Genomic DNA, 18,784 nt, shown 5'->3' on the forward strand with positions numbered 1-18,784 from the left:
CCCACGCGGAGCGGACGCTGGGCGCCCCCGGCCAGGACCGCACGGCGGCCGGTTTCGACCGGGACCGCACGGCGGCCGGGTTGGACCAGGACCGCGCGGCGGGTGGGTTCGACCATGACCGCACAGCGGCCGGGTTCGAGCAGGAGCGCGCGCCGCACGCCGCGGGGCACGAGCGGGCCGGGCGTGGCTTCGGCGCGGACCCGGGTGCCGACCGGTCCCCGGTCGCCGAACCGGCGGCCGGTGCGCAGCACGTTCCGGGCGGCGACCGGGAACCGTCGTCCCGGTCGGAACCGGGCGGTTCGCGACAGTCTGCCGCCGAGTGGCCGCCGAGCACCGAACCGGACTGGACCGGCCCGAACTGGAACCGCCCGAGCTGGGGTGCCGCGTGGGCGCCGCCCTGGTCCCGGGAGGAGGCCGAGCCGGTGGGCCGTCGCTCCCGGGAGGAGGCCGAGCCGGCGGGGCGTCGAGCCCGCGAGGAGCCCGAGCCCGTCGGCCGCCGGTCCCGCGAGGAACAAGCGCCGGCCTGGGCCGGTGAGCCGCAACGCCCGCACGAGCCGGCGCGCGCCGAGTCTGCGCGCCCCTACGACCCGCCCCGCGAGCCCGGCCGCCCCTACGACGTCGCCCAGACCGCGCCGGTGCCCCGGCCGGCGTACGAGCGACCGTCCGCCCCCGCCGACCGGCTCACGGGGCCCGAGGCCGAACCGCCGGTCCCGGCCGAGCGACCGGCCTGGGCGTCGGGCGGGTCGGTCCCCGCGCCGGCGGGCGCGCCCCCGCTCGCGTACGCCCCGGAAGCCGCCGCTGCGGCGGCCCGCGCCGAGGACACCCCGGACCGGGTCACCCGGCCGTTCCGGCTCCGGCCGGAGAGCGCGGAGCCGGCCCCGAGGCCGTCGAGCGACCCGCAGACCGCCGCCGAGGCCGCCACCAGCGGGTTCGGGCGGCGTGAGCGCACGCCGTCCGGGCCCGCCCCGACGAGCGCACCTCCCTACGCGGCCCGCCGGTCCGCACCCGAGCCGGCCCCGGCGGCCCCGCCGGCCGCCGCCGACCCGGCGCCGGAGTCCGCATCGGCGGTGTTGCCGCAGCGCGTCCCCGCCGAGCCGGACGTGCCCGTCGTGCCGGAGCCGCCAGCCGTGGAGCCACCCGCCGAGACCCCCGAACTCGCCCGCATCGCCACCCATCTGCGCCGCGAGGACGAGCCCGCCCCGCCGCGGGAGCGCCCGGAGGGCTTCGACGTCAACGCCATCCTCGACGCCGTCCGTGGCGTGGCCGGTGTCCGCGACGCGGCGCTGCGCCGTACCCCGGCCGGCGCGCACAGCCTGCGGCTCGACCTCGCCGACGGGGCCGACCCGGCCGAGGTGAGCCGGCAGGTAGCCCGCCTGCTCCAGGACCGGATGGGGCTGGCCGCCGCGCCGCAGAACCTGCCGGGCATGCCGGCGGCACCCGCCCCGCCGGTGCGCCGCCGGTCGGCGGAGCCGCGCGGCGCCGAGGCCAGGTCGGGGGGCGTCGCGGCACGCCCCGCCGAGCCGTCCTCCGCCGAGTCCCGGGTGCCCGGCGCCAGGGTGACCGGCGGCCCGTCGGAGGCCGCGTCGACCCGGGCCGAACAGCGTCCCGAGGCGGCGCCCGAGACCCCGCGCCGGCGCCGGCAGCCCGTCGCCCCGCACCGGGGCCGGGCCACGGTGGAGGAGCCGGGCTCGGTCTCCGCCGCCCCGGCCGGGACTCCGGCCGGCGCCCCGGCGACCCTCGGTACGTCGTACTCCGGTGGGCAGGTGACGACGACGGAGACCGCGCCGTCCCGGCCGCTGGACACCGGCGGCGCGGTGGGCCCCCGGGTGGTGATCGACCACGTCCAGGTGAGCACCTTCGGGCTCGACGCCACCGTGGAGGTACGCCTGCTCGCCGGCGGGGAGAGCGCGGCCGGCTACTCGACCGGGCCGGCCGTCGACGGGTACGTGCTGCGGCTCTGCGCGGTGGCCGCGGCGGCGGCGGTGGACGAGCTGCTGCGCGGCGGCGAGCCCGGCCCCGACGCCGGCCCCGACCGTGGGCGCTGCTTCGTCGAGCACGCCGCCGTGGTGCCCTTCGGCAACTGCGACGTGGCCACGGTCGTGGTGCTGCTGGTCTGCGACGGCTGGGTGGAGCAGCTCGTCGGCTCCGCGCTGGTCGCCGGCGACCCCCGGCAGGCCGTCGTCCGGGCCACCCTGGCCGCGGTCAACCGCCGGATCGAGGCGCTGCTGGCCTGAGCGCTGCCGGTCGTTGCGGCCCCGGGCAGACTGGAGTCATGAAGCGCGCCACCCTGCGGCCGGACCACCTCCTTCCCGAGCACTCCGTCCCACCGCCCTGGCCGGGGCGGGAGGTACGCCTCGACGGCACCGTCACGTACGTCCGGGACACGCCGGCCACCACGCCCGGTGCGGAGCCGGCGCTCTACGTGCACGGGCTCGGCGGTTCGTCGCAGAACTGGACCGACCTGGCGTACCTGCTCGCCGACCACCTCGACGGGCAGGCCATCGACCTGCCGGGGTTCGGCCGCAGCGAGCCGGGCCGCCGGTACACCGTTCCGTCCTTCGCCGACCGGGTGATCCGCTGGATCGAGCACTCCGGCCGGGGGCCGGTGCACCTGTTCGGCAACTCGCTGGGCGGGGCGGTCTCGGTGCAGGTGGCGGCGGTGCGGCCGGACCTGGTCCGGAGCCTGACCCTGATCTCGCCGGCGCTGCCGTTCCTGGACTTCCGGCGCTCGTTGCAGGGCCGGATGCTGCCGCTGCTGGCGATCCCCCGGGGCGAGCGCCTGGCCGCCTGGCGGCTGGCCCAGATCGCGCCCGAGGTGATGGCCCAGCAGGTGATGGAGTCCTGCGTGGCCGACCTCAGCCGGATCTGCGACCAGCGCCGGGAGGAGGCGCTGGAGGAGATCCGGGTGCGGCACGAGGCCGCGCACTACGCCGCCGCGTACGTCCGGACGTTCCGGGGACTGGTCTCCAGCTTCCTGCGGTCGTACCTGCCGGGGTCGGGGTCGCTGTGGCGGCTCGCCGCGACGGTCAAGGCGCCCACCCTGGTCGTCGGCGGGCGGGCCGACCGGCTGGTGGACGTGCGGGTGGCCCCGCAGACGGCCCGCGTCGTCCCGGACAGCCGGCTGCTGATGCTCGACGGGGTCGGCCACGTGGCGCAACTGGAGGTGCCGCGCCTGGTGGCCCGGGCCGTGCTGGGCCTGCTCACCGAGACGGGGGACACCCTCAGGCGATCCGACATGGCAGGCTGACCGGGATGTCCCCTGCCCGTCACCCCACCCCGACCCGTCGTGCCCCGGCTCCCGTCGAGGGCCGCCGTCGCGCCTCGGCCACGTCGCCCCCACGGGACGGCGGCGTGGACCTGACCCGCCCGCGGCACCGCCGTCCGGAGCGTCGGCGGCGCCTCACGGGGCTGGTGGCGCTGGTGCTCGCCGTCGGCGCGGCGGTGGCGGTGATCGCCGACCGGCGGGGCGCCGACGTCGGGGCGGAGGCGCTCACCGCCGGGGAACTGGCTCCCGCGCCGATGCTCGCGCCGGGGGCGGCCTCGCCGCTGCCGTCGGCGCCGGCCGCGACGCCCTCGGCCGTCGATCCACCGCCGGCCGTGCTCCGGCTGCCCGGGCCGGTGCCGTCGGCGGGCCGGGGCAGCTTCGGCTACGACGACCGGGTGGGCCCGGTGCTGGGTGACGCGGGCACGCTGCGCCGCTACCGGGTCGCCGTGGAGTCGGGCGCCGGCGAGGACGCGGGCGAGTTCGCCGCCGCCGTCGAGCGGGCGCTCGCCGGGCCGGGGAGCTGGGTCGACGGCGGGCTGCGGTTGCAGCAGGTACGCGCCGCCTCCCGGCACGACTTCACGGTCTACCTCGCCACGGCCAGGACGGCGGGCCGGCTGTGTGCCGCCGGAGGGGTGGACATCCGGGTGGGCGGGAAGCCCTACACGTCGTGCCGGGCGCCAGGCAAGGTGATCATCAACCTGGACCGCTGGCGGCTCTCGGTGCCGCACTTCGTGAGCGCGAAGGTGCCGCTGTCGGTCTACCGGACGTACGTGGTGAACCACGAGGTCGGGCACCAGTTGGGGCACCGGCACGAGCGCTGCCCCGGCCGGGGCCGGGTGGCGCCGGTGATGATGCAGCAGACGCTCTTCCTGAACGGCTGTGTCGCCAACCCCTGGCCGTACCGGGACGGTCGCCGGTACGCGGGCCCGCGGCTCTGACCGGCGGCGATCGGGGCGTCGGGCGCCGGCTGAGTTCACCCCTGGGGGCATGAGCGAGGTTCGCGTTTTTCACGGCGTAATGCCCGGTTAGTGTGGGACGCTCGGTTCATGACGTCGTCGTCCCCTTCCGACCGGCCCGGCCCGGCCCGCCGCCCGACGCCGACCCGGCCGCCGTCACCTCGGCCGACGCGCTGGTGGCGACCGTCGGCCCCGCTCCGGAACCGTCGGGTGGTGGGGCTCGGCGTCACCCTCCTGCTCGCGGCGACCGCCGCCGTGGCGCTGGCCCGGGCCGGCGACCGCGCGCCCGTGCCGACCACGGGCGACGGGAACCGCACGTCGTACGCGGCGGGGGCGGCCGAGCGGACGCGCCCCTCCGCCTACCCCCGTACGGGTACGGGCGACTTCACCACCGCGCCCGGCGACTCCCCGGTGCGGGGCACCGACGGGCCGCTCTGGTACTACCGGGTGGCCGTGGAGCAGGGCACCGACCAGGACGTCGCCGCCTTCGCCGCCACCGTGGACGAGGTGCTGGGCGACCCCCGCAGCTGGATCGCCTCGGAGGAGCTGCGGCTGCGGCGGGTGGCGGAGGCGGACGACGCCGACTTCACCGTCTACCTCGCCACCCCGGAGACCTCGGAGCGGATGTGCGCCGAGGGCGGGCTCAGCACCGAGGGCTACACCTCCTGCCGGCTCCCCGGGCAGGTGATCATCAACCTGGCGCGCTGGCTGGAGGCGGTCCCCGACTACGGGGCGCCGCTGGAGATCTACCGCGCCTACGTGGTCAACCACGAGGTGGGCCACGAACTCGGCGAGGAACACCAGGCCTGCCCGGCGCCCGGCGAGCCGGCGCCGGTGATGCAGCAGCAGACGTACGGCCTGGACGGCTGCGTCGCCAACGCCTGGCCGTACGTCGACGGCTCGCGCTACGACGGCGAGCTCGTTCCCGGCACCTGAGTTATTCCCCTTCCCGCAGTTCGGGCGACGTGTCGCTCCTCATGGCCGATCGAGGCCGGTGCGAGCGACAATGGGCCGGTTCGCCTTCAGCCGATCCCGGGGAGTCCACCGTGTCGTTGCCCCCGCTCGTCGAGCCCGCCGCCGAGCTGACCGTTGACGAGATCCGCCGCTACTCGCGCCACCTGATCATCCCGGACGTCGGGGTCGAGGGGCAGAAGCGGCTGAAGAACGCCCGGGTGCTCTGTGTCGGCGCCGGCGGCCTCGGCTCGCCGGCCCTGATGTACCTCGCGGCCGCCGGGGTCGGCACGCTCGGCATCATCGACTTCGACACCGTCGACGAGTCCAACCTCCAGCGCCAGATCATCCACGGCGTCTCCGACGTGGGCCGCTCCAAGGCCGAGTCGGCCGCGGCCTCGATCCGCGAGATCAACCCCCTGGTGAACGTGGAGATCCACAACACGGCGCTGGACCGGGAGAACGTGCGGGACATCTTCTCCCGCTACGACCTGATCGTCGACGGCACCGACAACTTCGCCACCCGCTACATGGTCAACGACGCGGCGGTGCTGCTCGGCAAGCCGTACGTCTGGGGGTCGATCTACCGCTTCGACGGCCAGGCGTCGGTGTTCTGGGCCGAGCACGGCCCCTGCTACCGCTGCCTCTACCCGGAGCCCCCGCCGCCCGGCATGGTCCCCTCCTGCGCCGAGGGCGGCGTGCTCGGCGTGCTCTGCGCGTCGATCGGCTCCATCCAGGTCAACGAGGCGATCAAGCTGCTCGCCGGCATCGGGGAGCCGCTGGTCGGCCGGCTGATGGTCTACGACGCCCTGGAGATGAGCTACCGCAAGATCAAGGTCCGCAAGGACCCGGACTGCGTGCTCTGCGGCGAGAACCCCACGGTCACCGACCTGCTGGAGGACTACGAGGACTTCTGCGGCGCGGTGTCGGTGGAGGCCCAGGAGGCGGTGGTCGACGCGACCATCACCGCGCTGGAGCTCAAGGAGTGGCAGGACGCGGGCAAGGACATCTTCCTCGTCGACGTCCGCGAGCCGGCCGAGTACGAGATCGTCCGGATCCCCGGCGCGACGCTGATCCCCAAGGGCGAGATCATCTCGGGCGAGGCGCTCGCCAAGCTGCCGCAGGACCGGCAGATCGTGCTGCACTGCAAGTCCGGGGTCCGCTCGGCGGAGGCCCTCGCCGCGCTCAAGGCGGCCGGGTTCCGCGACGCGGTGCACGTGCAGGGCGGCGTGCTCTCCTGGATCAAGCAGATCGACCCGTCGCTGCCGGCGTACTGACCCGCGCCGTCGGTCGAGGTCGCGGTGGGCCGTCCCGACCCCCGCGGCCTCGGCCGATTCGCCGAGGCGCGATCACGTTTGCGCAGGTAGCGTTGCCGCCGTGGTCGACATCGATGCGGCGGTCGGGTTCGTCGTGGCACACGGGGACGCGGTGGACCGCGCCCGGCTGTCCCGGCTGCGCACCGGCGCGCCGCCACCTCCCGAACTGCTCGACGACGCCGAGGTCGGCCAGGCGCCCGACGGCGGCTGGCCCGCGACGCTGGGCGGGGGAGTCTCCTCCGTGGACGCCACCTGTTTCCGCCTGTCCGAGCTGGACGATCTCGGCGCGCTCGGTCGTCCGGCCGCCCGCCGGGCCCTGGACTGGCTGGCCGCGCGGCAGTCGCCCGGCGGCGGCTGGGAGGAGGACCCGGCGCTGGCCGACGTGGCCCCCGAGTGGGCCCGCCCGGGCGACCCCGAGGCGGGGTTCCACCTGACCGCCAACGCCGGGTTCTGGCTGACCGTCGCCGGCCTGGACGCGCGGGCGGCCGGGCCGCTCGACCACCGGGTCGGCGGCGCGTATGCGGGCGTCGTGCATGCCGCCGCCCAGTCGCTCGTCGCGCGGCTGCGCCCGGACGGTAGCTGGCCGTCCTTCCTGCCCGCCGGCTGGCTGAGCGCGGCGGTCCTGCACCGGCAGGAGATGTTCCACGAGGCGGCGCGGATCCAGGTGATCCTCGCCGAGCGGGTGCCGGAGCTGTCCCCGGGCGACGTGGCCTGGCTGGCCGCGACGCTGCGCCGCGTCGGCATCGACGGACAGGACTGGCTGCTGGGGCGGGCACGGCGGCGGCTGGCCGAGACCCAGCGCAGCGACGGCGGGTGGGAGAGCGACGACGGGCCCCAGTTCGACGTGCACACCACGCTGAGCGCCATCCGGGCCTGCCGCTGAGCTCCACCGGCCGGCGGGTGGCGCGTGGCCTCACTTGAGCTGGCTGATCACCAGCGGCCACCAGGCGTCCGGGGCGAACGCGGCGCGGTCGATGCTCTCCAGGACGGTGCGCAGCGTCTCCGCCCGCTCGGCCCGGCCCGGCTTGCCCTCGTCGGCCTCCACGAAGAGCGCGAACTGGTAGAGGAACTCGACGAAGGTGCGGAAGTTGCTGTTGACGGCCTGGACGTCCTGCTGCTCCAGGTCGAACTGGAGGATCTCGCCGGTCCCCGGGTCGAGCACGTAGAGCAGGTCCGGGTTGTCGGCGACCGCGCCGACCACGATCAGCCGGATGTCCAGGGAGCCGTCCTCGGTGCTCAGCTGGATCGTGTCGAACAGCTCGATGTCGCCTTCGAGGAACGCGGTGTAGACGACCGCCACGTCGAGCGGGATCTCGTCGCCGGCGGGGAGCAGGTCGGGGTCGAATCCCCCCTCCAGCCACGCCTCGCGCGGGTACGGGATGAGCTCGTCCTCGTTCCACAGTGAGCGGAACCGGGGGTCAGCGGCCATCGGTGGTCCTTTGCGTCTCGGATGTGGAGGGAGTGCGGGCGCTGCAGGTGGCGGGGCCGGGACGCCGGGTGCGCAGCGGCGTCAGGACGCCAGGTCGGCGGCGATCAGCAGGCGCCGCCAGTTGTCGGCGTACTCGCCGGCGTGCCGGCCCTTGCGGAGCCGCTGGTCCCGGACGCCGGGCCCGAGGACGACGGCGACCAGCTCCGGGTAGCCGGGACCGAGCACGTGCTCGTCGAAGAACGTGGCCACGTCGGGCGCGACGACGGTGAACTCCACGTCCTCGTCGGGGTGCTCGTACTGGAAGACGTAGTCGTCGGGCTCCATCCAGTAGACGTCGAGATCCTCGGTGTCGAGGCGGATCGGCGCCCCCGCCCCGATCTCGCCGCGCAGCCGGGGCGGGATGCTGTGCACCTCGTGGCCGACCGCGAGCGGGCTGCCCATCGGATCGTCCTCGTCCACCGTGCGGGCCGCCCAGGCCGCCGGGCTGCGGATCTCCTCGGGCGGGTCGAACCGGAAGTTGTCGCCGGCCAGCCGGCCGAACAGACCGTAGACCTCGGCCACGCCGGGCAGGTCGGGGATCGGCTCCAGCGGGGTCGGCTCGCCGATGACCACGCCGAAGCCGTGCTCGGCCTCCAGGCGCCGCAGCAGCGTGAGCTTCTCCCGGATCCGGTCCAGCCGCGCCGGGTCCCGGGGGGCGGTCACGGGATCACCTTCACGATGACCGGGGTGCCCTCGGGAACGTCCCGCAGCGCGACGGAGATGTCGCTGCCGAGCTGGCGATTCGTCCAGGCGTCCATCGGCCTGAGGTTATCGTACGTGTCCGTTCCGTCCAGTTGCAGCTCCTGGATGTGGTCGGGGTCGTAGCCCTGGCCCCGGGCGGTGATCGGCCCCTTGCCCGCGTAGAGGCGCTCGACCACGTTCTTGTTGGCCAGGTACTTGTTCGTCTCCGGGGTGCCCATGTCCTGGGTGAGGCGGCCGTCCTTGGTGAGGCTGCGGATCATCCGGTCCCGGTAGACGTTCGTACGGGTACGGCGCTTGCCGGTCGACGGGTCGTACACCTTGTTGCTGTCCCGGTCCGACGGCGCCTTCTTCAGCGCCCCGTCCTGGCCGAGCCGTTGCAGGTCGCGGGCCTTGCGGTCGAAGTCGCGCCGGTCGAAGTCCGGCCGGTTCTTCAGCACCAGCACCGCCGGGCCCTTCGGCTTCGTGCCGGCCGACTTGGCGGTGCGGAAGACGTCGGCGTTCTCCAGGTAGGCCGAGACGACGCGGGCGCCCTTGGCCTGCGTCTGCCGGGGCGGGCTGGTCCGTTTCCTAGCCATTGAGCACCGTCTCGACGGCCATGCCGATGAGCTGGTCGATGATGAAACCGGTGATCATCTTGAAGATGGGGATCTGGAGGAGGGACGCCCCGAAGGTGACCGCCGCCGTCACGATGGCCTGCGCGATCTGGATCGCCAGCAGGGCCAGTTGGATGATCACCTGGATCTTCAGCGCCAGCACCACGCCCGCCGCGACCATCAGCCCGACGCCGATGACGGTGGCCGGGCGGGTGACGTCGGCGATGTTGCGCGCGGCCGACTCGCCGTCGTTCCACTCGCCGGCGAAGGCGGTGAAGCTCTCGCCCCGGTTGTTGTCGAGCACCGTCCGCGCTGCCGCCTCCAGCTGCGCGACCGAACCGGAGATCTGGCCGGCCATGCCGGTCCACTCCCCGGCGAGCTGGAAGATCGCCGTCTCGTCCGACTGGGGCCACTCGTAGCCGAGCATCGAGAGCAGGGAGGCGAGCTCACCCGGGATCGTCAGTCCCACCGCGACTCCTTTCGTGGTCGGGGCGGCTCAGGCACCCAGCGAGCCGAGGATCGAGCGGAAGGACGCGGCCGCGTTCTCCTCGGCGGCGCGGTAGCCGTCGGCCATCCCGCGCAGGCCGTCGACGTAGCTCTCCAGCTCGGTGATGTTGGTGCCGAGGCACTCGGCCAGCGCGTCCACGCACGCCTGGTGGGCGACGCCGAGCAGGGACCCGATGTCGTCGCCGCCGAAGGCGGCGGCGTAGCCGCCGGCCGCCGCCTGGAAGCCCTCGAAGACCTGGCGGACGGACTCCTTGGCTCGTTCCAGCTCGTCCGCGCCGCGACCCAGCGCGTCGAGGTCGACGTCGAGGCTCTCCACGCTCAGCTCCCGTGCAGTTTCCGCATTGTCTCGCTGACGGCCTGGCTGATCTCCCGCATCTGCCGCAGGCCCTGGTCCTGGAGGCGTTCGATGGTGGCGGTCATCGCGGCGAGGTCGGGCATCGGTTCGGTGGCGGCGACCCCGTCGTCCTGGCCGTCGAGCGCGGCGTTGACCGCCAGGCGCAGCTCGGCGGCGAGGTATTCCGAGCCCTCCCGGAGCACCCGGGGGTCGATGTCGACGGCGCTCACCCGGCCGTCGGTGCCGAGCGTGACCCGGATGCGGCCCTCGGCGGCCTCGGCCACCGACTCCACCCGCTCCCGGGGCGCGGCGGCGCCGCCCACCTCGCGCAGCGCGGCCCGCGCCTGCGCCAGCTGCTGTTCCAGGGCACTCTCGCCCAGCATGCCGCCTCCCCAAGACAAGCCGTGCCGAACCCGACCCAGACTAGCGGTCACCCGCAATCCGGCGGTGGCCCCGCCCACGGCCGCCCGGGCCTCCGCGAGCGTCGGCGATGGTTCAGCCGCGCAGGTGGCCGTCCCCGGTAACCACGTACTTGGTGGAGGTCAGCTCGGGCAGGCCCATCGGACCGCGCGCGTGCAGCTTCTGCGTGGAGATGCCGATCTCGGCGCCGAAGCCGAACTCGCCGCCGTCCGTGAACCGGGTCGAGGCGTTGACCATCACGGCCGCCGCGTCCACCCGGGCCACGAACTCTCGGGCGGCGGTGGTCGAGTCGGTGACGATCGCCTCGGTGTGCCCGGTGCCGTACCGCCGGATGTGCGCGACCGCCGCGTCGAGCGAGTCGACGACGGCGACCGCGATGTCGGCGGAGAGGTACTCGGTGGCGTAGTCCTCGTCGGTGGCCGGCCGCACGGCGGCCGAGTGGGCGGCGACCCGCTCGTCGCCGTGCACGGTGACCCCGGCCTCGGCGAAGGCGGCCAGCATCGGCGGCAGGAAGGCGTCGGCGACCGCCGCGTGCACGAGCAGCGACTCGGCGGTGTTGCAGGTGGAGAGCCGCTGGGTCTTCGCGTTGAGCGCGATCGCCACGGCCTTGGTCAGGTCGGCGGCGGCGTCGACGTAGACGTGGCAGTTGCCCACGCCGGTCTCGATCACCGGCACGGTGGACTCCTCGACCACCGTGCGGATCAGGGACGCGCCGCCGCGCGGGATCAGCACGTCGACCAGGCCCCGGGCGCGCATCAGCTCCTTGACCGAGTCGCGGCTGCTGGCGTCGAGCAGCTGCACCGCGTCCGCCGGCAGGCCGGCGTCGGCCACCGCGTCGCGCAGCACGGCGACCAGGGCGGCGTTGGAGTGGGCCGCCGACGACGAGCCGCGCAGCAGCGCCGCGTTGCCGGACTTCAGGCAGATGCCGGCGGCGTCGACCGTCACGTTCGGCCGGGCCTCGTAGATGATCCCCACCACGCCGAACGGCACCCGGACCTGGCGCAGCTCCAGCCCGTTGGGCAGGGTGGAGCCCCGGACCACCTCGCCCACCGGGTCCGGCAGCGCGGCCATCTGCCGCAGCGCGTCGGCGATGCCGGCCACCCGCCCCGCGTCGAGGGACAGCCGGTCCAGCACGGCCGCGCTCAGCCCCGCCTCGCGCCCCGCCGCCAGGTCCGTCGCGTTCGCGGCGAGGATCTCCGGCGTACGCGCCACCAGCGCGTCGGCCATCGCCACCAGCGCGGCGTCCTTCGCCGTACGCGTGGCGACGGCCAGCGCCTCCGCCGCCGTACGCGCCCGCCGGGCCTGTTCGCTCACGCTCATCGCCGCACTCATCTCCTCAGTCGTCAGTCGTTAGGAAGGGCCCCTTGCTATACAGAATCCGTCAACAAGGTGCCCTTCCTTACAGCAGTACCAGGTCGTCGCGGTGGACTACCTCACGCTCGTACGCCGGGCCGAGCGCCGCGGCGAGTTCCGTGGTGGACCGGCCGAGCAGCCCGGGCAGCTCTACCGCGTCGTAGTTGACCAGCCCCCGGGCGACGGGCGCGCCCTCGACGTCCACCAGGTCGACCGGGTCGCCCGCGGTGAACGCCCCGTCCACGGCCGTGATCCCGGCGGGCAGCAGCGACTTGCGGCGGCCCACCACCGCCGCGACCGCGCCCGGGTCGAGGTGCAGCCGCCCCCGGGGAGTGGTGGCGTGGGCCAGCCAGAAGAGCCGCGCCGTCGGGCGTCGGCGGCTCGGGTGGAACAGGGTGCCGACGGGCTCGCCGGCCAGCACGGGGGCGGCCAGCGGCGCGGCGGTCAGCACCACCGGGATGCCGAACCCGGTCGCGATCCGGGCCGCCTCGACCTTCGTCACCATGCCGCCGGTGCCCACGCCGGCCCGGCCGGCGCCGCCGATGTCGACCCCGGTCAGGTCCCGCTCGTCGTGCACCTCGCTGATCCGGTTGGAGCCCGGGCGGGTGGGGTCGCCGGTCCAGAGGGCGTCCACGTCGGAGAGGAGCACCAGCAGGTCGGCGTGGACCAGGGCGGCGACGAGGGCGGCCAGCCGGTCGTTGTCGCCGAACCGGATCTCCTCGGTGGCGACCGTGTCGTTCTCGTTGACGATCGGCACCGCCCGCAGGTCGAGCAGCTTGCGCAGGGTGCGGTACGCGTTGCGGTAGTGCGCCCGCCGGGTCACGTCGTCGACGGTGAGCAGGACCTGCCCGACGGTCAGCCCGTGCCGGGCGAAGGCGGCCGCGTACCGGCCGATCAGCAGGCCCTGCCCGACGCTGGCGGCGGCCTGCTGGGTGGCCAGGTCGCGCGGACGCCGGGACAGCCCCAGCGGCGCGAGGCCGGCGGCGATCGCGCCGGAGCTGACCAGCACGACCTCCCGGCCCTCGGCGGCGAGCGCGCCCAGGGTGCCGACGAGCGCGCCGACCCGCCCGTCGTCCAGCCCGCCTTCGGCGGTGGTCAACGAGGAGGATCCGATCTTGACGACGACCCGCCGGGCCGCCGTGACCATGTCACGCACCCGCCCATTCTGCGTGGTCGGTCCCCGCACGCCCGGTCGGCTTCTCATATCGTGGCCGGTCGTGAGACCTGACGAGTACGTCGAGGCGGTGCTGGAGCTCGTCGAGCGGATCCCGCCGGGCCGGGTGATGTCGTACGGGGCGGTGGCCGACGCGCTGGCCGAACGCTCGGGGCGGGCGTCGGCCCGGCTGGTCGGCTCGATCATGGCCCGGCACGGCGGGGGAGTGCCCTGGCACCGGGTCGTGAACGCGGCCGGCCGGCTGCCACCCGGGCACGAGCGGGAGGCGCGGGCCCGGCTGCGCGCCGAGGGGACGCCGCTGCGCGGCGACGGGGTGGACATGAGGGCGAGCTGGTCCCCCGAGGAGGGGATGTGACCCGTGCCATAACGTGAGTAACATTCGGCGTCATGGACGCGCCGCCGGGTGGAGCCGGCTCGCCAGGCCCCGTCGCACCGGCCGGACCCGCTTCGGGAGACTCGCCGGGGCCGGCGAGCCCGTCGGCACCGGCCGACCCGCCGGCCCCGGCCAACTCGTCTGCGTCAGCCGGCTCGCCGGGGCCGGCCGGGTCGTCCGCGCCGGGCGTGCTGCCGCGCCGGGTGCACGCCGGCTACGCGCTCGGATCGCTGGCCACCGGCGCGTTCGGCACCGTGCCCGGCCTGCTCCTGCTGCCGTACCTGACCGACACCCTCGGCGTCGCGGCGGGCGCGGCGGCCCTGCTGGTGCTCCTGCCGAAGGCGTGGGACGTGCTGGTCAACCCGGTCGCCGGCCGGATCTCCGACCGCACCCGGTCGCGCTGGGGCGCCCGCCGGCCGTACCTGCTGGTCGCCGGGCTCGCCCTCGGCGTGCTCTTCGCCGCCATCTTCGCCGCGCCGTTCGGGGCCGGGCCGGCCGCCGGGGCGTACGTGGCGCTCGCCTTCCTCGCCACCGCCACCGCGTTCGCCTTCTTCCAGGTGCCGTACGTGGCGATGCCGGCGGAGCTGACCGGCGACTACGCCGAACGTACCCGGCTGATGACCTGGCGGATCGCGGTGCTGGCGCTGGCCATCCTGGTCTCCGGCGCGGTGGCCCCGCTGGTGCGCGACGTTGGCGGCGGAGGCGTCTCCGGGCACCGCTGGATGGGCCTCTTCGTCGCCGGGCTGATCGTGCTCGGGGCGGTCGGCGCGTTCCTCGGCACCCGGTCCGCGCCCAGCGGCACGGTGGGGGAGAGCGAGCCGACGCTGCGCGCCCAGCTCGCCGTCGCCGCCCGCAACCGACCGTTCCGGGCGCTGCTGGTCTGCTTCGTGGTGCAGTCCGCCGGGGTGGCCACCGTCCTCGCCGGGGTCAACTACTTCGCCGACCAGATCCTGCGCGATCCCAAGGGCGGGCCGACCGTCCTGTTCGCCTGCTTCGTCGGGCCGGCGCTGCTGGTGATGCCGCTCTGGACCCGGATCGGGGCGCGGGTCGGCAAGCTCGCCTCGCTGGTCGCCGCCTCGCTGATCTTCGCGGCGGGCGCGCTGGCCCTGGTCGCCGCGCCGGTGCTGCCCCCGCTCGTGGTCTACCTGCTGGTCGCGCTGATCGGCGTCGGCTACGCCGGGCAGCAGGTGTTCGCCCTCGCGATGCTTCCCGACTGCATCGCGTACGACACGGCGCGCACCGGCCGGCGGCAGGCGGGCGTCTTCACCGGGCTCTGGACGGCCGGGGAGACCTTCGGGCTGGCCCTCGGGCCGGGCATCTTCGGCCTGGTGCTCCAGCTCAGCGGCTACGTCTCCTCCGACACCGGCACGGCGGCCACCCAGTCCGGCACCGCCCGCCTCGGCATCCTGCTCGGCTTCACGGTCCTCCCCGCCCTCCTGGTCGGCCTGGCCGTCCTCTTCCTCCGCCCCTACGACCTGACCCCGGCCCACCTGGCTGCTGCCACCCCCACCCCGACCCCGCACCCCCGCCCCCACCCCGCCGATCATGGGGTTGTGGTGGGGGAGGAAAGCCGCTGAACCCCACGGAAAGGGCACCACGACTCCATGATCGACGAGGGAACCGAGCGGCGGGCGCTGCCCGGGAACGGGCTGCCCGCCGAGCGGGTGCTGGCGGAGGTGTCGGCGCTACGCAGCGCCGACCGGCCGACGCATGGCGGGCGGCTGTTCGCGTACGTCTACGACCCGGCGGTGCCGGGGCTGGACGAGCTGGCCGCCGCCGCGTACGCCGGCAGCGCTCACGTCAACGGGCTCGACCCGACCGCCTTTCCGTCGCTGCTGGCGATGGAGAACGCGCTGGTCGGCGCTGCCGCCCGGCTGCTCGGCGGCGGCCCCGGCAGCGCCGTGCCGGACGTCGTCGGCAGCGTCACCAGCGGCGGCACCGAGTCGCTGATCCTCGCCGTCAAGGCCGCCCGGGACGCCCACCCGGAGATCGCGGCGCCCCGGATCGTGGTGCCCGCCAGCGCGCACGCCGCGTTCGCCAAGGCGGCGCACTACCTGCGGGTCGCCGTGGACACGGTGCCCGTGTCGGCGTCGACGCTGCGGCCGGCCGCCGCCGACGTGGCCGCCGCCATCGGCCCGGAGACCGTGCTGGTGGCCTGCTCCGCCCCCTCGTACGCGCACGGCGTCGTCGACCCCGTCGCCCCGATCGCCGAAGCTGCTGCCGCCGCCGGGGTGCGCTGCCACGTGGACGCGTGCTTCGGGGGCTGGACCCTGCCGTACCTGCGCCGCCTCGGGGCGGACGTGCCGCCGTTCGACTTCGCGGTCGCGGGGGTCACCTCGGTCTCGGTGGACCTGCACAAGTACGCGTACGCACCGAAGGGCGTGTCGGTGCTGCTGCACCGCGACCCGGCGCTGCGCGCCCCGCAGTACTTCGCGTACGCGGACTGGCCCGGCTACACGATGGTCAACCCGGTCATCGCCTCCACCCGCTCCGGTGGACCGATCGCCGCCGCGTACGCCACCCTGCGGCACCTCGGCGACGACGGGTACCTGCGGCTCGCGGCGGCCACCCGGGACGCCGTGGCCGGCCTGGCCGACGCCGTCCGCGCGGTCGACGGGCTGCGGCTGATGGCCGAGCCGGAGTCGACAGTCGTCTGCTTCACCGCCACCGATGCGGGCCTCGACCTCTTCGTCCTGGTCGACGAGCTGGCCGCCCGCGGCTGGCACACCCAACCCCAGCTGTCGTACGCCGACCTGCCGCCGAGCGTGCACCTGACGGTGACCGCCGCGGTGGCGCCCCGGGTGGCGGAGTTCGGCCCGGACCTGGCCGACGCGGTGGCCGCCGCCCGGGCCGCCGGACCGGTGGCGCTCCCCGCCGAGCTGCTCGCCCTCGCGACCACGCTCACCCCCGACGCGCTCACCCCCGACCTGGTCGCGGGCCTGGCCGCCGGCCTGGGCCTGACCACCCCCGCCGACGCGCCCGGTCCAGGCCGCTCCGCCGGTCCCGACGACGCCGACGCCGCCGGCACCGGCGGTTCGCCGGCGGGGCGGATGGCGGTGGTGAACACCCTGCTCGACGCCGCGCCGCCGGCGCTGCGGGAACGGCTGCTGGTGGAGTTCGTCGGCATGCTGCAACGCCCCACGTGGTGAGCGGCGGCGTCCGCCCGGCGGGGACGCGGTCCGCGTCGAGGGGGCCCCGGTTGGTCACGGTCACCATGCCCTGGAACCAACCGTGCTCGTCCGCCGGTCCGAGGACGAACGGCCCACCGGAGATCGCGAGGTCGGTGGCCGGTTGCGGGCGGCGCGGCCGTGGATCCGGCGGCGGAACCGGCCACCGACGGGTCGACCGGCGCCGCCGTGGGCTGTGGTTGACTTGTGGCGGTGCTCGGGAAGGGGGCGGTCGTGCAGGTGCCGGGAGTGCTCGGTGAGCCGATCCGGTTCGTGCTGAACTGGGGCCGCCGCTACTCGCTCTGGGTCTTCAACTTCGGTCTGGCCTGCTGCGCGATCGAGTTCATCGCCACCAGCATGGGCCGGCACGACTTCATGCGGCTGGGCGTGATCCCGTTCGCGCACGGGCCCCGGCAGGCCGACCTCATGGTCGTCTCCGGGACGGTCACCGACAAGATGGCCCCCGCGATCAAGCGGCTCTACGACCAGATGCCCGAGCCGAAGTACGTCATCTCGTTCGGCGCGTGCTCCAACTGCGGTGGCCCCTACTGGGACTCGTACTCGGTGACCAAGGGCGTCGACCAGCTCATCCCGGTCGACGTCTATGTGCCCGGCTGCCCGCCCCGGCCCGAGGCGCTGCTGCACGGCATCCTGCGCCTCCAGGAGAAGATCGCCGCCGAGCAGTCCGGGATCGGTGGCGTGCCCCGGCCGGACGCGCTCGCCCCGCCGGTCGACGCCCCGCCGGCCGACGCCGGCTCGACCGGCGTGCTCCCGCGCTCGGCGGAGTCGCTGACCGCCCCGCCGGTCCGCCCGCCCACCCCCTGAGCCGTACCGTCCGGTCGGACGAGGGCCCCGGTTGGCCGGCGGGGGCTAGCCTGCGCACCATGAACCACTCCGCCGACCAGCGTTCCGCCCACATCGCCGACGTGCTCACCGAGGAGTTCGGCGCGTCGATGGCTCTCGACCCGGCCGCCTTCCGCCGCAAGTTCCGCAAGATGGCCGCGTCGCCGTTCGCCTTCTACCGGGGCAGCGCCTCGCTCTTCTACGCCGACCAGGTCGGCGACTTCGCCGACGACCGGTTCCTCGACGACCGGACCAGCCGGGTGTGGATCCACGGCGACCTGCACGCGGAGAACTTTGGCACGTACATGAACGCGTCCGGGCAGCTCGTGTTCAACGTCAACGACTTCGACGAGGCGTACGTGGGGCCGTTCAGCTGGGACCTGAAGCGGCTGGCGGCCAGCGTGGCGCTGATCGGCTACGCCAAGGCGCTCTCCGACCGGGCGATCAGCGACCTGGTCACCGGCTTCGCCCGGTCGTACCTGACCGAACTGCGCGCCATCGCCGAGGGGGGCGACGACGCGATCGGCTCGATCACCCTGGACAACGCCGACGGGGTGCTCCGCCGGGTGCTCCAGCAGGCGCGGCTCAACACCCGGGTCGACCTGCTCGCCACGCAGACCACCATCGACAACTACGAACGCCGGTTCTCGCTGGGCGACGGCGTCTTCGAGATCGACGCCGAGACCCGGGAGCGGGTCTGCGCCGCGTTCGAGGACTACCTCGGCACGCTGCCCGCCTCCTCCGCCCAGCTCCGTCCCGTGGCCACCCAGATCAAGGACGTGGTGCTGCGCAAGGGGGTGGGCATCGGCTCGGCCGGGCTGCCGTCGTACAACCTGCTGCTGGAGGGGCACACCCAGGCGCTGGAGAACGACGTCGTCATCTACATGAAGCAGGCCCAGGTGCCGGCGGTGGCCCGGCACATCGCCGACGAGGCGGTCGCGGGCTACTTCCAGCACCAGGGGCACCGCACCGCCGAGTCGCAGCGGGCACTCCAGGCGCACGCCGACCCGTGGCTGGGCTTCACCGAGCTGGACGGGGCCGGGCAGCTCGTCGCCGAGGTCTCCCCGTACGCGGCCGACCTCGACTGGGCGGACGTGAACGAGCCGGAGGAACTGGCCGGCGTGCTGACCGACCTGGGCCGGGCGGTCGCCCGGATGCACTCGGTGGCCGACGACGAGTCCAGCCACGACCTGGTCGACTACTCCACGGAGGAGGCGATCGTGGCGGCCGTGGACGCCGACGAGGCGGGCTTCGTGACGCACCTGGTCGACTTCGCCCACGCGTACGGCGTCCGCGCCCGGCAGGACCACCAGCTCTTCGTCGACCTGTTCCGCAACGGCCGGCTGCCCGGCCTCTGAGCGG

The 18,784-nt window shown here is 74.9% G+C and carries 18 protein-coding genes and 1 pseudogene; 11 read left to right on the plus strand and 8 right to left on the minus strand.

What is annotated here, in order from left to right; genetic code table 11:
- Positions 1-707: 707 nt before the first annotated feature.
- The 6 genes and pseudogenes from EV374_RS33155 to EV374_RS00710 all read left to right on the plus strand — a co-directional run.
- Positions 708-2,234: pseudogene (locus tag EV374_RS33155) on the plus strand (hypothetical protein); the annotation flags it as partial.
- 38 nt (positions 2,235-2,272) lie between these two features.
- Positions 2,273-3,247, plus strand: a complete 975-nt coding sequence (locus tag EV374_RS00690) for an alpha/beta fold hydrolase (RefSeq protein WP_132230851.1) — start codon at positions 2,273-2,275, stop codon at positions 3,245-3,247.
- 104 nt (positions 3,248-3,351) lie between these two features.
- The gene (locus tag EV374_RS00695) at positions 3,352-4,203 is read left to right on the plus strand and encodes a zinc metalloprotease (protein ID WP_486485516.1); all 852 of its coding nucleotides are present in this window, start codon (positions 3,352-3,354) and stop codon (positions 4,201-4,203) included.
- Positions 4,204-4,434: 231 nt separating this feature from the next.
- Positions 4,435-5,157, plus strand: a complete 723-nt coding sequence (locus EV374_RS00700) for a DUF3152 domain-containing protein (protein ID WP_486485517.1) — start codon at positions 4,435-4,437, stop codon at positions 5,155-5,157.
- A gap of 41 nt (positions 5,158-5,198) precedes the next feature.
- The gene (gene moeZ / locus EV374_RS00705; protein WP_486485543.1) at positions 5,199-6,449 is read left to right on the plus strand and encodes an adenylyltransferase/sulfurtransferase MoeZ; all 1,251 of its coding nucleotides are present in this window, start codon (positions 5,199-5,201) and stop codon (positions 6,447-6,449) included.
- 100 nt (positions 6,450-6,549) lie between these two features.
- A complete protein-coding gene (locus EV374_RS00710) occupies positions 6,550-7,371 on the plus strand; it encodes a prenyltransferase/squalene oxidase repeat-containing protein (RefSeq protein WP_132230855.1) in 822 nt (273 codons plus the stop codon).
- Between the two features lie 30 nt (positions 7,372-7,401).
- Here EV374_RS00710 and EV374_RS00715 read toward each other — a convergent pair whose 3' ends face one another.
- The 8 genes from EV374_RS00715 to proB all read right to left on the minus strand — a co-directional run bounded on the left by EV374_RS00715 (position 7,402) and on the right by proB (position 13,069).
- Positions 7,402-7,917: an SUKH-4 family immunity protein gene (locus EV374_RS00715; RefSeq protein ID WP_132230856.1), complete on the minus strand. Its 516-nt coding sequence runs from the start codon at positions 7,915-7,917 to the stop codon at positions 7,402-7,404.
- Positions 7,918-7,998: 81 nt separating this feature from the next.
- Positions 7,999-8,619: a hypothetical protein gene (locus tag EV374_RS00720; RefSeq protein WP_132230857.1), complete on the minus strand. Its 621-nt coding sequence runs from the start codon at positions 8,617-8,619 to the stop codon at positions 7,999-8,001.
- Positions 8,616-9,233 (minus strand): hypothetical protein, encoded by a 618-nt coding sequence (locus tag EV374_RS00725; RefSeq protein ID WP_132230858.1) that lies wholly within the window; start codon positions 9,231-9,233, stop codon positions 8,616-8,618. The genes EV374_RS00720 and EV374_RS00725 overlap by 4 nt, the downstream gene beginning before the upstream one ends.
- Entirely contained in the window at positions 9,226-9,720 is a 495-nt protein-coding gene (locus EV374_RS00730) for a WXG100-like domain-containing protein (RefSeq protein WP_132230859.1), read from the minus strand. Before EV374_RS00730 ends, EV374_RS00725 begins: the two co-directional genes overlap by 8 nt.
- A 27-nt stretch (positions 9,721-9,747) precedes the next feature.
- Positions 9,748-10,074 (minus strand): hypothetical protein, encoded by a 327-nt coding sequence (locus EV374_RS00735; RefSeq protein WP_132230860.1) that lies wholly within the window; start codon positions 10,072-10,074, stop codon positions 9,748-9,750.
- 2 nt (positions 10,075-10,076) lie between these two features.
- Positions 10,077-10,475, minus strand: coding sequence for a YbaB/EbfC family nucleoid-associated protein (locus EV374_RS00740; RefSeq protein WP_132230861.1), 399 nt, complete (start codon positions 10,473-10,475; stop codon positions 10,077-10,079).
- Between the two features lie 112 nt (positions 10,476-10,587).
- The gene (locus EV374_RS00745; protein WP_132230862.1) at positions 10,588-11,832 is read right to left on the minus strand and encodes a glutamate-5-semialdehyde dehydrogenase; all 1,245 of its coding nucleotides are present in this window, start codon (positions 11,830-11,832) and stop codon (positions 10,588-10,590) included.
- A gap of 79 nt (positions 11,833-11,911) precedes the next feature.
- Positions 11,912-13,069 (minus strand): glutamate 5-kinase, encoded by a 1,158-nt coding sequence (proB, locus tag EV374_RS00750; RefSeq protein WP_132230863.1) that lies wholly within the window; start codon positions 13,067-13,069, stop codon positions 11,912-11,914.
- Positions 13,070-13,082: 13 nt separating this feature from the next.
- Between proB and EV374_RS00755 the strand changes: the two genes are divergently transcribed.
- From EV374_RS00755 to EV374_RS00775, 5 genes are all read left to right on the plus strand, one after another.
- On the plus strand, positions 13,083-13,394 hold the full coding sequence (locus EV374_RS00755) for an MGMT family protein (RefSeq protein ID WP_132230864.1): 312 nt from the start codon (positions 13,083-13,085) through the stop codon (positions 13,392-13,394).
- A 32-nt stretch (positions 13,395-13,426) separates the two neighbouring features.
- Positions 13,427-14,989 (plus strand): MFS transporter, encoded by a 1,563-nt coding sequence (locus tag EV374_RS00760; RefSeq protein WP_132230865.1) that lies wholly within the window; start codon positions 13,427-13,429, stop codon positions 14,987-14,989.
- A gap of 27 nt (positions 14,990-15,016) precedes the next feature.
- Positions 15,017-16,561 carry an aminotransferase class V-fold PLP-dependent enzyme gene (locus tag EV374_RS00765; RefSeq protein WP_132230866.1) on the plus strand — a complete coding sequence of 515 codons (1,545 nt, stop codon included), beginning with the start codon at positions 15,017-15,019 and terminating at the stop codon, positions 16,559-16,561.
- Between the two features lie 252 nt (positions 16,562-16,813).
- Complete coding sequence (locus EV374_RS00770; RefSeq protein ID WP_132231313.1) at positions 16,814-17,404, plus strand: NADH-quinone oxidoreductase subunit B; 591 nt, start codon at positions 16,814-16,816, stop codon at positions 17,402-17,404.
- A gap of 59 nt (positions 17,405-17,463) precedes the next feature.
- A complete protein-coding gene (locus EV374_RS00775; protein WP_132230867.1) occupies positions 17,464-18,780 on the plus strand; it encodes a DUF2252 domain-containing protein in 1,317 nt (438 codons plus the stop codon).
- The last annotated feature ends 4 nt before the right edge of the window (positions 18,781-18,784 follow it).

This window comes from Micromonospora sp. CNZ303, assembly GCF_004345505.1.